Below are 12897 nucleotides of genomic sequence, written 5' to 3' on the forward strand. Positions count from 1 at the left end.
CGTTTACCTATTCCATGTCCCAAACCGTACAACTGCTACTCGACGGCACCGTGCTGCCCGGCCATGACGCCGGCCAGGCGGCGCCCGCCCTGGCTGCCTTGCTGAAAATCACCGAGCCCCAGGCACAAGCCATGCTGGCCGGCACCGAGACCATCATCAAGAAGCAACTGCCCGAGGAGCAGGTCGCACGCTACCTGTCGTTATTCGAACAGATCGGCGTGCGTGCGCTGACCCGTGCACTGCCGCCCGCCATCGAGCCCGCGCCTGCGCCCCAACGAGCCGAGACCCCACCCCCAACTGTCGTCGTACCGCCGCCACCGGTTGCGGCCGTCACCGCCAAGCCGCCACCGCAGGAAACCATCACCTGCCCCAGCTGCAGCTTTGTCCAGCCCAAGCGCACACTGTGCCGCGAGTGCGGCGCCGATATGCCCCGCGTACTTGCCGCCCAGAGATTGCCGAAAGAAGAGTATGGTCGTGACCCCAGCACCACCTTGCGAGGTGGCCGCGTCCTGGCACAACTCGACGACGACGGCGACGAGGAGGCCCCGGCCTTCCTCTCGCTGCATTTCGAAGGCCGCCTGAACCGGCTGCGCTACATGGCCTATAGCGCACTGGTCTATCTGCCCGTCCTGCTGCTGGTCCTGGCCGCCGTGATCGTGCTGGGCGTCAGCGGCAGCGGTACGCTCACTTTCCTGGTCGCCGGCATCGGTGGCCTTGCCTGCTTCTGCCTCAGCCTGCGCGTCATGGCCCTGCGCTTACACGACGTTGGCCTCAGTGGCAAATGGCTGTGGCTGTTCCCGGCCAGCGGTCTGATCGTGATCACGGGCTCGCCCATTGCCGGCATGGTCCTGGCCGGCTTCCTGTCTCTGGCCACGCTGGCGCTCTGCCTGGTCCCCGGCACCGCCGGCGACAACGAGTACGGTAGCCGGAACGGTCCCAATACCGGCTGGATCCAGCTAGGTGCGGTCGCGTTCGTCGTCATGGGTGTCCTCGCAGCTTTCGCCGGCGATGGTCGAAAGAACCGGGAGCTCGCCACAACCACCACCGTCACCGAAGCTGCGGCCGGCAAGCCTGGTCAACTCAGCGGCGGCATCGTGATCGATGAGTCGGACGATCCGGCCGAGCAGGAGGCCCTCGTCCGCCAGGCGGTCGACAAGGCCGCCAGGGAGCGCGGCATCATCCTGAGCCCGGAAGACCGGGAGATTGCCGTGCAGCGCTATCTGCGGGCAATGCGCGGAGAGTCGCTGGACTAAAAGAAAACGGCACCCAGCGGTGCCGTTTTGCTTGAGACGAGTCGGAGATCAACTACGCAGCAGGGAGAGCACCTGACGCGGGCTCGCATTGGCCTGGGTCTGTACCGCCAGGGCCGCATCGTTGCGTATCTGCTCCTGCGCCCGCTGGCTAGCAGCCTGTGCATAGTCGGTATCTTCAATACGGCTACGCGCCGCAGAGAGGTTTTCGCTACGCGTCTGTAGATTGTTGATGCTGGCTTCGAACCGACTATTGAGCGCACCGAGGCTGGAACGGCTGCTACCGAGCGTATTGAGGTCTTTGTCGAGCTGGTCCAGCGCAGCAGTGGCACTGGCGGGGGTAGAGAGATCGATCACGCCGGTCGCGCTACCCACGCTCCCGCCGGCTAGTGCACCAATGGAGATAGAAATCTGGTCATTGGCATTGGGCCCGGCCTGGAAAGTCTGGCTTCCTCCCTGGAACAAGGGTTGCCCGTTATAGTTGGCGTTGCGCAGGCTATCGGCATTGGTCTGGCTCAAGGCGCTGACTTCGTCCTGGATCGCCGCCCGGTCCTGTACGCTCAGGGTGCTGTTGCCCGCCTGCACCGTCAGCTCACGGATACGCTGGGTATTGTCTTCGACGCTGCTCAATACGCCATCGGCGGTCTGGGCCACCGAAATCCCGTCGCTGAGATTACGCACAGCCTGACCACTACCCACGATCTGCGCCGCAAACTGCTCGACGATGGCGCTGGCAGCCGCATCGTCCGCCGCGCTATTGATGCGCTTGCCCGACGACAGCTGGTTGAGCGTACGCCGCTGCGATTCCTGGATATCGTTCAGATTGCGCTGGCCGACCAGCGATGCCTGATTGGTACTGACGCTATTGATCATGAAGCCACTCCTTCACCCGTCCTGGAGGGTGAGGCCCTCGCGACAAGCAATTGATTCCATTGATCTCGCATTATTACCCAGACTCGCCGCCAGTCGTCACGACAGCTGACCGGCGGCGCACATTAAGGGCCAGTTAACAGAACTCGGTTGCAATGCCGCCTTCGGCGCCGCCGGCTCTGGCGGCTACACTGGGCAATGACGGCTTACCAAGGGACACTATCGCGTGCACATACTGCTGGTGGAAGATGATCAGATGATCGGCGATGCCGTGGTGCAAGGCCTGTCCGATGCCGGCCTGACCGTGGATTGGGTTACCGATGGCGACAGCGCGCGCGTCGCCTTGCAGACCGACCTTTCCTTCGATCTGCTGCTGCTCGACATCAACCTGCCCAAGCTCAACGGCCTGCATCTGCTGCAATGGCTGCGTGAACGCGGCAATGCCTTACCGGTGTTGATCATGAGCGCGCGCGACCAGGTCGATGACCGTATCGCCGGTCTCGATACCGGTGCCGATGACTATCTGGTCAAGCCCTTCTCGCTGGGCGAGTTGACCGCCCGGGTCCGCGCCTTGCTGCGCCGTCAGCAGCAGCGCTCCAACCCCAAGCTGACCTGGCGCAATATCGAGCTCGACCCCTCGCGCCAATCAGTATTGCAGGACGGCGAACCACGCACCCTGACGGCCAGCGAGTACCGCCTGCTTTATATGCTGATGTCGAGCTACCCGCATCTGCTGTCCCGACGTCAGATCGAGGACAAGCTCTACGGTTGGCAGGAAGGCAGCGCCAGCAATACGCTGGAAGTGCACCTCTCTCATCTAAGGCGCAAGCTGGGCCAGGACATCCTGGTCAATGTGCGGGGCCTGGGCTGGCGCCTTGCGAGCGAGAAACCATGAGCCGCCTGCGCGACTCGCTGATCGGCCGCCTCAGCCTGTACGTGCTCGGCGGCATGCTCCTGGTCTGGTCATTGCTCACGCTGGCCCTGTATCTGCAGATGTGGCACGAAGTCGGCGAGATGCAGTCCGCCCAACTGGTGGACGTGGGTGAATTGCTGATACGCCATCTCGACGACGAGACCGAGCACGGCCTTCGCAAGACAGACGCCATCAGCGACAAGACCCGCATGGCCTTCAGCCTGTATGACCGACAGGGCAAGCTGATCGCAACCAGCCACTTCCCACCCCTGCCGCCCCTCGCCCCGCTGGACGCGGCCCGCCCTCATTACGAGACTGAGCGCGGACTGGTGTTTCATGGCGAGTCCTGGCGTGTCCGGCGCTTTGCCAATGCCAACCATCAGCTGACCATCGGTGCTTCCGAGCAGCTGCGTCGCGGGCTTGCACTGGAGATGGCGACCCAGCAGATGCTGCCGCTGGCACTGATGCTGGCGCTGTGCATGGCCATCACCTTGTGGAGCCTGCGGCGTGGCCTGTCACCACTGAACAATTTCTCGGCCGAACTGCAGGCCCGTCACCCTGGCAATCTGGCAGCCATCAACACCCCGCTGCCCACCGAAGTCATTCCGCTGGCTGCCCGTATCAATGCCCTGTTCCGGCAGATCGAAGAGACCTTGCAGCGAGAGCGGCGCTTTACCGGCGACGCCGCCCACGAATTGCGGACTCCATTGGCTGGCCTCAAGCTGCAACTGGAACTCGCCATCGGCAACCCGCGCGAAGAGACACGTGAGCGCGCCCTGCACAATGTACAGACCAGCACCGAGCGCATGGAACACCTGGTCGACCAGTTGCTGAAGCTGGCGCGTCTCGACGATGCTCGGCAATTGCCGCTCGCCCCGATCGATCTACCGGCCCTGTGCCGGGAAGCCCTGGCCCAGCACCAGTTGCACGGGGAAGTCATCGTCACGACAGCCGCCCGATGGCAGGGTGATGCCGGCGCCTTGCGCCTGCTGCTCCGCAACCTGTTCGACAATATCCGCCGTCATGCCGGCACGGCCTCACCGGTCGAGATCCAGATCGCTGCAGGCACCATCTGCATCCGCGACCACGGCCCCGGGGTCGATCCCGACTGGCTGCAACGGCTCGGCGAGCGCTTCGCCCGGCCGGAAGGCGAACATCGCGATGGCGTCGGGCTCGGTCTGTCCATCGCCCACCGTATTGCGCAATTGCATGGCAGCGGCCTAAGCTTTTCGCTGCCGGAAGACGGCGGCCTGGCCGTCTGCTTCCAGATACCCAGCTCACCGCTCCCCGAGGATAGTTCGTCGATATGAGTTTGCCCCACCCGCAGGGCCTACAGCCACGCCACCTGGCCATGCTGTCCATCGCTGCCGCCTGCATCACGCTGGGCCTGAAATTCTGGGCCTATCACCTGACCGGCTCGGTCGGGCTCTATTCCGATGCAATGGAGTCCTTCGTCAACCTGGCGGCCGCCATCGCCGCCCTGCTGGCCCTGTCGATCGCCGAGCAACCCGCCGACGACGGCCATCCTTGGGGACACGAGAAAGCAGAGTATTTTGCCAGCGGCCTCGAAGGCGGCCTGATCATGGTGGCTGCGTTCGCCATCGGCTATGAAGCCATCCTTCGCTTCCTGCATCCAGCGCCGGTCGGACAACTCGGCTGGGGCATGCTGCTATCCATCGCGGCCTCGGCCCTCAATGGCGGGCTGGCACTGCTGATGCTGCGCTACGCCCGCCATCACGACAGCATCGTGCTGGAAGCCGACGCACACCACCTGCTATCCGACGTCTGGACCTCGCTGGGCGTGCTGCTCGGCCTGGCCTTGCTCTGGGTACTCCCCGCAAGCTGGACCTTTGTCGACCCGCTGATCGCACTCTTGGTGGCGGTCAATATCATCCGCACCGGCGTCGACCTGGTACGGCGCTCCGCCAACGGCCTGATGGATGCCGCCCTGCCGGCGGAGGAGATCGGCGAGATCGAACAGGTCCTCGCGACGCTGCCGATGCTGGAATACAGCTACCGTTCGCTACGTACCCGCAAGGCAGGCAGCCGCCGTTTCGTGGAGTTCAAACTGCTGGTACCGCCGCTGATGACCGTCGCCGACAGCCATGACTGTTGCGATCAGCTGGAGGCGGCCATCATGGCGCGACTGACACGTTGCCGCGTCACCATCCATGTAGAGCCGCAAGTAGCAAGGTAGGCGCGGTGGCACGGATGCCCCCGGCCAGGCCGGTTCAGCGGGACAGGATCAAGGCCGTGCCCAGCACGGTCAGGCCCGCCCCCATCCAGGCACCGGGTGCCGGTGCCCGGCCCAGGTGCCACCACAACAGCGGCAGCACCAGTACCGGCGAGACCGAGGACAGGATGGCGACCATGCCGACATTGCCGTGCTTGAGCGCCAGGAGGACCAGGGTCATGCCGAGGCCCATGGCGACCAGGCCATTAAGCGCAGTCTGGCCCAGCACCTTGAGATTGAGTGGCTGGTGCGCAGCGGCGGCACGTACGCCCAGGAACAGGATGAGCCAGTGGGCCAGGCAAGCGACCGTCATGCGGATGGCGGAGGCCGCGACAGGGTCGACGCCTTCGACCATTGCCGGCTTGGCGATCAGCGTCCCCCCCGCCTGGCAAAGGGCAGCCAGCAGACCCAGCGCAACGCCCACCCCCACATCGCCCCGGTCGGCCTCCCAATCATGGGTTTCCTCATTGCGCTTGCCCAGCAGCATGGCGCACATCACACCCGACACCGTCAGCGTTGCGCCAAGCAGGGTTTGTCCATCCATGCGCTCATCGAGCACCGCATAGGCCAGCAGGGCAGAGAAGGCCGAGTGGCTGGCAAACAGCACCCCTGCCCGGCGGGGACCGAGGCGATTCAACGCCGAGAACAGCGCCGTATCACCGATAAAGATGCCGATCAGGCCACTGGCCCCCATGGCCAGCAGCAGCGAGGGTTGCACGCTGTGCCAGCCACCGGTAAGCAGACTGATGCTCCATAGCACGGTAGAGACGATCAGCATGCGCCAGCGGCTGAAGGCAAAAGCCCCGAGATGGCGAGCCGGCGCCACCGACAGGATGCTGGCGACAGCCCAACAGGCAGCGGCTGCCAGGGCTAGCAGATCGTAGGGAACAGGCATCGCGATAGGGCTCGGATCTCAGGCAGGAGGGGCCGCAGTGTACTGAGTTTCCCTGTGCCGTGGGAGCGCTGGCGACCGTACGTCATCATGACGTCATCGGCGGCGATTAGCGTACCGCGGTTTTGATCCTTCCCGATCCGAAGCCGTCATGTCTCACTTCACCAAACAGGATGAGCTGGTCAGCAATGACACCGCTCACAACAGCTTCTCGCAACTGATCGAGGCCCAGGTCTCGCGTCGCAAACTGCTGGCAGGCAGTGCCGCCTTGTCGGCCACCAGCCTCTTTGGCGGCCTGGCATCGCCACTGGCGGAAGCCGCCCAGCCACTGCCGACGCCGGCCAAGCGCCTGGGGTTCCAATCCGTTCCCTTCTCCACAGAGGACAAGGTCACCGTCCCGGACGACTACCACGCAGACGTGCTGTACGCCTGGGGGGACCCCATCGGCCACAAGGGCAAGCAGCCCGCTTTCCGGCAGGATGCCAGCAACAGTGCCGAAGAACAGGCACTGCAGGCCGGCATGCACCACGACGGTATGCACTTCTTTCCGCTGCCCATGGCCTCCAACGGCAGTAAACACGGCCTGCTGGCCATCAACCATGAATATATCGATCCCGGCCTGCTGACCGGTGACGGCAACAAGGAAATGACCGAGGAGAAGTACCGCAAGGCCCTGGCGGCGGTCGGCGTGTCGGTGGTGGAAGTGGCCCGCCAGCGTGACGGCAGTTGGCAGGTGGTACGGCCTTCGCGCTACGCCCGCCGCATCCATGGCGAGACGCCGATCGCCCTCAGCGGCCCGGCGGCCGGCCACGCACTGATGCAGACCGAGGCAGATCCGACCGGGCGTGAAGTACTCGGCACGCTGCAGAACTGCGCCAACGGCTGGACCCCGTGGGGTACCTACCTGACCTGCGAAGAGAACTTCGATACGGTGTTCTGCGACTTCTCGCAAAAGTCCGACCATGATTTCAACAAGACCCGTTACGGCGTGCCGGACGAGGAAAAGACCTACAAGTGGAACGAGATCGACTTGCGCTGGGACCGGCAGCTCAACCGCAACGAGATCAACCGCTTTGGCTGGGTCGTGGAGATCGATCCTTACGAACCGAACGCGCAGCCCAAGAAGCGGACCGCCCTGGGCCGCTTCAAGCATGAAGGCGCCACGCCCGCCATCGCCAAGGATGGCCGGCTGGTGATCTACATGGGTGACGACCAGCGCTTCGAATACATCTACAAGTTCGTCAGTACCAAGGCCTGGAACCCGAAGAACCGCAAGGCCAACCGGGACCTGCTGGACGAGGGCACGCTCTATGTCGCGACGTTCAAGGAGGATGGTAGTGGTGAGTGGCGTGAACTGACCCACGGCAAGCATGGCCTGACCGCCGAAAAGGGCTTCACCAGCCAGGCCGAAGTGCTGATCAAGACCCGCCTCGCCGCCGACGTGGTCGGCGCAACCAAGATGGATCGCTGCGAATGGATCGCCGTCAATCCTCACCAGCAGGGCGAGTGCTACGCCACGCTGACCAACAATAACCAGCGTGGCGCCGAGGGCAAGCCAGGCGTGGATGCGGCCAACCCGCGCAAGAACAACCTGTTCGGCCACATCATGCATTGGCTGGAAATCGGCAATGACCCGGCCGCACTGAGCTTCAAATGGGATATCTACGCCATGGGTGGCCGTCCCGATGCTTTGGCCGAGGAGCACCGTAACGCGGGCGCCGTGGGTGATGCCTACGGCAGTGCCGACGGCCTCTATTACGATCGTAACGGCATCCTGTGGATACAGACCGACATCAGCACCAGCATCCTGAACCAGAAGGAATACGCCGGCATGGGCAACAACGCCATGCTGGCCAGCATCCCCGCCACGGGCGAGATCAAGCGCTTCCTTACCGGCCCCGCCGGCTGCGAGATCACCGGCATCAGCTTCACCCCGGACCAGCGTACGCTGTTCATCAATATCCAGCACCCGGGCGAGCCGGGTAACGAGATCACCGATCCCGCCAAGCCCAAGGCCATCTCGTCCTGGCCGGATGGCGACAAAGCGGGCCGGCCACGCTCGGCCACGGTGGTGATACGCAAGAAGGACGGTGGCGTGATCGGCCTCTGATCACGGTGCCGACATTGATTGCCGCCAGGCCTTGCTGCCTGGCGGTATTTTTTTCAGGTCTCGGCAACCAGTTCGCTGGTCAATCGACCGAGGATGGCGATATCGGCCTCGATCGCCGGTGTCAGCCGGTAACCGGCATTCAGTCGCAGGCAATTGCTGAAGCTGCGGTCATGGCTGAAGAAGTGCCCCGGCGCAAACCGGATGTCCTGCAGCAGCGCGCGACGCTGCAGCTCGGCAGTATCGAGCCCACGCGGCAGTTCGAGCCACAGCAGGTAGCCGCCCCGGCTTTCCGCCACCCGGGTGCTGGCCGGGAAATGATCCGCGACCGCATTGCGATGGGCAATCACATTATCGGCCAGCGCATGGCGCAGACGACGCAGATGCGGCTCGAACTGGCCGCTATCCATGAAGTTGGCCAATGTCCGTTGCAGCAGCGGGGGTGGGGGTTCGCTGGCGGAAAATTGCGCGTACTCGAAAGCTAGCCGGTAACGGCCGGTGATGGCACAGCCCAGCCCCATACCCATGCCGATCAAGGTCGAAAGATCGGCGCAGTAAAGCACATTGCCGGATTCATCGAAGGCCTTGAAGGGCGGCGGACGACGGTCACCGAAGTACAACTCGCCAAAGTTGTCCTCTTCGATCAGCGGGATGTCGTGCGCCGACAGCAAGGCGACAGTGCGTTGCTTGGCCGCATCAGACATCAGGCTGCCGGTCGGGTTGGGGAAGTTGGCCGATAGCACGCAGGCGGTGATCTTTTCCTGCTGCAGCGCATGCGCCAGGGCGTCGACCGACAGACCATCGACCGGGTGAGCCGGAATCTCCAGCACCTGCAACCCTAGCGTATCGAGCAGATTGAGCAGGGCGATATGGCTCGGAGACTGGATGGCCACGATATCGCCGGGTTTGGTCAACACCCTCAGGCACAGCGCGGTCGCCTCAGTGTCGCCATGGGTAATCAGGATTTCCTCAGGCTGCCAATCGCAGCCCAGTTGCACCGAACGACGAGCCAGTTGCTCACGCAGGGGAAGATCACCGCCTTCGAACTGAATGCGCGCCAATAGCGTCGGATCACGGCGGGCCGCCTGGTTCATCAGGCGCTGTAGGGCCTGCGTCGGGTAGAAGGCCGGGTCGATCACCGCGCGCCCCAGGCAATCCTGATGACCGTGGCGATGGAACTCCACCGCCAGACGGCGATGCTCGGCCAGGGCAATGACCTGAGGCTGCTGGTCTGCATCGGCGCATTGCTGCGGCGCGGCCAGCTGACGGATCAATCGCCGCACATAGAAGCCGGAACGCGGGCGCGCCTCCAGCAGGCCGGCATCTTCCAGCAGGTGCAACGCATGGTTCACCGTAGCGGGGCTGGCCTGATGCACACGACAGAGATCCCGCACCGACGGCAGCTTGTCACCGGGCTTGAGTACGCCACGCTGGATGCGGCCAGCCAGGTCGTCGGCCAGGGCCTGATAGCGGGTATTGCCCGTCGGGCTGATCGTTTTATGCAGCGCCATGGGTTCAGGGAAGCAAAATGAAGTGTCTGATACTATCCACTCTAGCGCGCCTGACCGAGTTTGAAACCTGCCAGGCCGACTATATTTCCCATGCCCTTGCCGCCCCCCCCAGGAAGGAATGCCCGCCATGTCCAATCGGACCCTGAATCTCGATGACCACCTGTATCGATACCTGCTGGCCCACTCGCTGCGGGAGCACCCGGCGCAGACCGCGTTGCGGTCCGCTACGGCGGATCACCCCAGGGCTGGCATGCAGATTTCGCCGGAACAAGGGCAGTTCATGGCCTTGCTGGTGAAGTTGCTCGGCGTGCGTCGGGCGGTGGAGGTCGGGGTATTTACCGGCTACAGTGCCTTGTCGGTCGCGCTGGCTATGCCGGCGGACGGCCGCCTGTTGGCCTGTGATATCAGCGACGAATACACGCGGGTGGGACTGCCGTTCTGGCAGCAGGCCGGTGTGGCGGACAAGATCGAACTGAAACTGGCACCCGCCTTGCAAACCCTGACGGAACGACTCGCCGCCGGAGAGGCCGGCAGCTATGACTTCGCCTTTATCGACGCGGACAAGACCAGCTACGACGGCTACTACGAGCACTGCCTGGCGCTGTTGCGGCCGGGTGGCCTGATCGCCATCGACAATGTGCTGTGGAGCGGAGCCGTCGCACATCCGGCGGAGGATTCCGACACGACGGCCCTGCAGGCGCTCAACGCCAAGCTGCATCGTGATGAGCGGGTGGATCTGTCGGTGCTGCCGATCGGGGATGGGCTGACGCTGGCACGCAAACGCTGACGGTGCGGCGAACCCTCAACGTACTGTCACGCCAGGGTGGCAGGCGGGCTAACGCTCCGTCATCTCGTAACTCATCTTCAGCACGCCGGAAATAAACGTCAGCACCACGAAAAGCACGGTACCACCGGCCAGGTATTCCCAGACTGGCAGCACCCGCAGCAGGATGTGGTCCGGGACGATATCCGCCACGGTCAGCATGAACAGCAGGAACAGGGCGATATCCGCAAACACGAACAGCAAGGTCAGCTTCAGCATGCGGCCACCCCAGCGATCAGCGCGTTGTGCATCGGTCAGCTCATGCTCGATCAATCCTGCCAGCGGGTCGTTCCGGTTAATGCGGCTCATGGTGTCTCAGGATGAAAATGTGCAGGCATGGTAGCAGTTGTCCGCCACTCAGACAGCCATCACCCGGTTACGGCCGGCATGCTTGGCGGCGTACAGCGCCTTGTCTGCCGCATCGAGCAGACTGACCAGGCACTTGCCGTGCTGCGGCCATACCGCCATGCCGGCCGACAGGGTAACCGTCAACGGCCCCTGCCCGGTCGGGAAACGATGCTCGGCCATCTGCAGCCGGATCGCTTCGCTTCGTTGCAGCGCGTCGCCAGCATCCGCCGCGGGCATCAGCAACAATAGCTCCTCGCCACCAAACCGGAATACCAGGTCACTTTCCCGCACCGCTTGGCGCAGCATCTCCGCCACCCCACGCAATACCTCGTCACCAGCCAGGTGGCCATAACGGTCATTGAGCCGCTTGAAGTGGTCGAGGTCGATCAGTACCAGCGCCAGCGGGCGGCCATCCCGCTCGGAACGCGCCAGTTCATGACCAAAGACCTCGTCGAGATAGCGCCGATTGTAGAGCCCGGTCAGCGGGTCGCGGATCGCCTGCTCGCGCATCAGGCATTGCAGGTTGGAGGTGGTTTCCAGTTGGTCCTCCAGCGCCAGCAGCGCGCTGGTAAGCTTAAGCTGGTTCAGGTGTCGCTCGGTCACGTCCCGCAACAGCAATAATCGGCCCAGCGTCATCCCGGCCTGTTCCAGGAAGGCGACCTTGACCTCGAAATAGCGGCTAGGACCATCGAGTTCCAGCAGATGGGTATCCCCCTCCGCACCGCATTGGGCCAACAGCGCGGGGCCAAGCAGCGGCCACTCGGACAGCGGCAGGCCCAGGCTGCCGGGGCCGACGCCAGCCAGGACTTGCGCCGCCTTGTTCGCCTCCACCACCCTTTGTGCCAGATCCAGCACCAGCACCGGATCCGGCAGCGCTGCCAGCAGGGCCTCGCGGGCTACCGGAGCCAGGTCCTGCCGGTTGCGATGATCCAGCACCCAACCTACCAGCAGGATCGCCAGCAGGCAGGCGCATGCGGCCACCAGCAACACAAGCAAGTAGAACTGAGGGCAGTTGGATGCGTTGCAGGAGAACAATCGGGGCCAGGCTCCAGATCGGGGTTGATCGGTATCACGATGTTAGTTCGGTCCGGTGGCGACAGGACGGTCCACATCGCTACACCACTCGCTCCATGAGCCAGGATACAGCCGCGCGCCCGGCAGACCGGCCACCTCCAGCGCCAACAGATTATGGCAGGCCGTCACCCCGGAACCACACTGCTGCACCGTGTCATGGGCATCCAGCCCATCGAGCACGACTAGCCATTCCTCACGCAAGGCTTGGGCCGGCTTGAAACACCCATCCGGCTGCAGGTTCTGCTGGAAGAAGCGATTACGCGCCGCCGGAATATGCCCACCCACCGGGTCCAGGGTTTCCCCTTCACCGGCGTATCGCGATGGCGAGCGGGCATCAATCACGGTGAAGTCCTGTCGATCAAGGTTGCTCAGCACGGTCTCGGCATCCACCGTCCACGACGCATGGGGCTGGGCTTCGAATTGTCCCGCGGGACGGATCACGCTCGCCTGGCTCAACTCACCGCCCGCGGCCAGCCAAGCTGCGAGCCCGCCATCCAGCACCTGGACCGCATCCCATCCCAACCAGCGCAATGACCACCACAGGCGGGCAGCATAGATTCCCCCCTGCGCATCATAGGCGACGACCCGCATGCCGGCACGCAAGCCCAGTTCAGCCAGGCGAGCCGCCAGCCGGCCCGGATCGGGCAACGGATGGCGGCCATTGCGCCCGCTCTTGGGCGCCGATAAATCTTCGTCAAGATGGACAAAGACGGCGCCAGGCAAGTGGCCTTGGGCATAAGCGAGGCGACCGGCCTCCGGCTGGGCCAGATCATGGCGACAGTCGATCAGGAACCAGTCCGGCTGGTCCCACTGGGCAAGTAAGCTAGAAGCGGAGATCAAGGGTGGCATGGCAGTGTCAATGATGCAGTTTTTCCA

At 63.8% G+C, this 12897-nt stretch carries 12 protein-coding genes; 6 read left to right on the forward strand and 6 right to left on the reverse strand.

From position 1 onward, the window contains the following. Positions 1–14: 14 nt before the first annotated feature. The gene (locus ACYVHK_RS23560) at positions 15–1253 is read left to right on the forward strand and encodes a DUF805 domain-containing protein (RefSeq protein WP_460537301.1); all 1239 of its coding nucleotides are present in this window, start codon (positions 15–17) and stop codon (positions 1251–1253) included. Positions 1254–1301: 48 nt separating this feature from the next. Here ACYVHK_RS23560 and ACYVHK_RS23565 read toward each other — a convergent pair whose 3' ends face one another. Continuing rightward, positions 1302–2123 (reverse strand): flagellin, encoded by an 822-nt coding sequence (locus tag ACYVHK_RS23565; RefSeq protein ID WP_460537303.1) that lies wholly within the window; start codon positions 2121–2123, stop codon positions 1302–1304. 223 nt (positions 2124–2346) lie between these two features. Here ACYVHK_RS23565 and ACYVHK_RS23570 point away from each other — a divergent pair, with 223 nt between their 5' ends. From ACYVHK_RS23570 to ACYVHK_RS23580, 3 genes are read left to right on the forward strand one after another with little or no spacing between them, the layout of a single operon-like run. Beyond that, positions 2347–3015, forward strand: coding sequence for a response regulator (locus ACYVHK_RS23570; protein ID WP_460537305.1), 669 nt, complete (start codon positions 2347–2349; stop codon positions 3013–3015). Further along, on the forward strand, positions 3012–4343 hold the full coding sequence (locus tag ACYVHK_RS23575; RefSeq protein WP_460537307.1) for a sensor histidine kinase family protein: 1332 nt from the start codon (positions 3012–3014) through the stop codon (positions 4341–4343). The genes ACYVHK_RS23570 and ACYVHK_RS23575 overlap by 4 nt, the downstream gene beginning before the upstream one ends. Further along, positions 4340–5230, forward strand: a complete 891-nt coding sequence (locus ACYVHK_RS23580) for a cation diffusion facilitator family transporter (protein WP_460537309.1) — start codon at positions 4340–4342, stop codon at positions 5228–5230. Before ACYVHK_RS23575 ends, ACYVHK_RS23580 begins: the two co-directional genes overlap by 4 nt. 34 nt (positions 5231–5264) lie before the next feature. Here ACYVHK_RS23580 and ACYVHK_RS23585 read toward each other — a convergent pair whose 3' ends face one another. Continuing rightward, on the reverse strand, positions 5265–6161 hold the full coding sequence (locus ACYVHK_RS23585; protein WP_460537311.1) for a DMT family transporter: 897 nt from the start codon (positions 6159–6161) through the stop codon (positions 5265–5267). A 148-nt stretch (positions 6162–6309) separates the two neighbouring features. On the opposite strand from ACYVHK_RS23585, the gene ACYVHK_RS23590 reads away from it, so the two are divergent. Further along, positions 6310–8268 carry a PhoX family protein gene (locus ACYVHK_RS23590; protein WP_460537313.1) on the forward strand — a complete coding sequence of 653 codons (1959 nt, stop codon included), beginning with the start codon at positions 6310–6312 and terminating at the stop codon, positions 8266–8268. Between the two features lie 53 nt (positions 8269–8321). Here the strand turns inward: ACYVHK_RS23590 and ACYVHK_RS23595 are convergent, their stop codons facing one another. Further along, positions 8322–9776 carry an aminotransferase-like domain-containing protein gene (locus ACYVHK_RS23595; protein ID WP_460537315.1) on the reverse strand — a complete coding sequence of 485 codons (1455 nt, stop codon included), beginning with the start codon at positions 9774–9776 and terminating at the stop codon, positions 8322–8324. A 127-nt stretch (positions 9777–9903) separates the two neighbouring features. Here ACYVHK_RS23595 and ACYVHK_RS23600 point away from each other — a divergent pair, with 127 nt between their 5' ends. Next, positions 9904–10563, forward strand: a complete 660-nt coding sequence (locus ACYVHK_RS23600) for a class I SAM-dependent methyltransferase (RefSeq protein WP_460537317.1) — start codon at positions 9904–9906, stop codon at positions 10561–10563. A 48-nt stretch (positions 10564–10611) separates the two neighbouring features. On the opposite strand, the gene ACYVHK_RS23605 is transcribed toward ACYVHK_RS23600, so the two are convergent. From ACYVHK_RS23605 to ACYVHK_RS23615, 3 genes are all read right to left on the reverse strand, one after another. Then, a complete protein-coding gene (locus tag ACYVHK_RS23605) occupies positions 10612–10908 on the reverse strand; it encodes a hypothetical protein (RefSeq protein WP_460537319.1) in 297 nt (98 codons plus the stop codon). 48 nt (positions 10909–10956) lie between these two features. Beyond that, positions 10957–11937, reverse strand: a complete 981-nt coding sequence (locus ACYVHK_RS23610) for a diguanylate cyclase (protein ID WP_460537739.1) — start codon at positions 11935–11937, stop codon at positions 10957–10959. Positions 11938–12024: 87 nt separating this feature from the next. After that, positions 12025–12870 (reverse strand): sulfurtransferase, encoded by an 846-nt coding sequence (locus tag ACYVHK_RS23615; protein ID WP_460537321.1) that lies wholly within the window; start codon positions 12868–12870, stop codon positions 12025–12027. Positions 12871–12897 lie beyond the last annotated feature (27 nt).

Source organism: Chitinimonas naiadis, assembly GCF_054780835.1.

Excerpts from the sequence above, each read along its gene's own strand:
- ACYVHK_RS23560 (WP_460537301.1), top strand. The coding sequence starts at position 15 with ATGTCCCAAACCGTACAACTGCTACTCGACGGCACCGTGCTGCCCGGC.
- ACYVHK_RS23565 (WP_460537303.1), bottom strand. The coding sequence starts at position 2,123 with ATGATCAATAGCGTCAGTACCAATCAGGCATCGCTGGTCGGCCAGCGC.
- ACYVHK_RS23575 (WP_460537307.1), top strand. The coding sequence starts at position 3,012 with ATGAGCCGCCTGCGCGACTCGCTGATCGGCCGCCTCAGCCTGTACGTG.
- ACYVHK_RS23580 (WP_460537309.1), top strand. The coding sequence starts at position 4,340 with ATGAGTTTGCCCCACCCGCAGGGCCTACAGCCACGCCACCTGGCCATG.
- ACYVHK_RS23585 (WP_460537311.1), bottom strand. The coding sequence starts at position 6,161 with ATGCCTGTTCCCTACGATCTGCTAGCCCTGGCAGCCGCTGCCTGTTGG.
- ACYVHK_RS23590 (WP_460537313.1), top strand. The coding sequence starts at position 6,310 with ATGTCTCACTTCACCAAACAGGATGAGCTGGTCAGCAATGACACCGCT.
- ACYVHK_RS23595 (WP_460537315.1), bottom strand. The coding sequence starts at position 9,776 with ATGGCGCTGCATAAAACGATCAGCCCGACGGGCAATACCCGCTATCAG.
- ACYVHK_RS23600 (WP_460537317.1), top strand. The coding sequence starts at position 9,904 with ATGTCCAATCGGACCCTGAATCTCGATGACCACCTGTATCGATACCTG.
- ACYVHK_RS23605 (WP_460537319.1), bottom strand. The coding sequence starts at position 10,908 with ATGAGCCGCATTAACCGGAACGACCCGCTGGCAGGATTGATCGAGCAT.
- ACYVHK_RS23615 (WP_460537321.1), bottom strand. The coding sequence starts at position 12,870 with ATGCCACCCTTGATCTCCGCTTCTAGCTTACTTGCCCAGTGGGACCAG.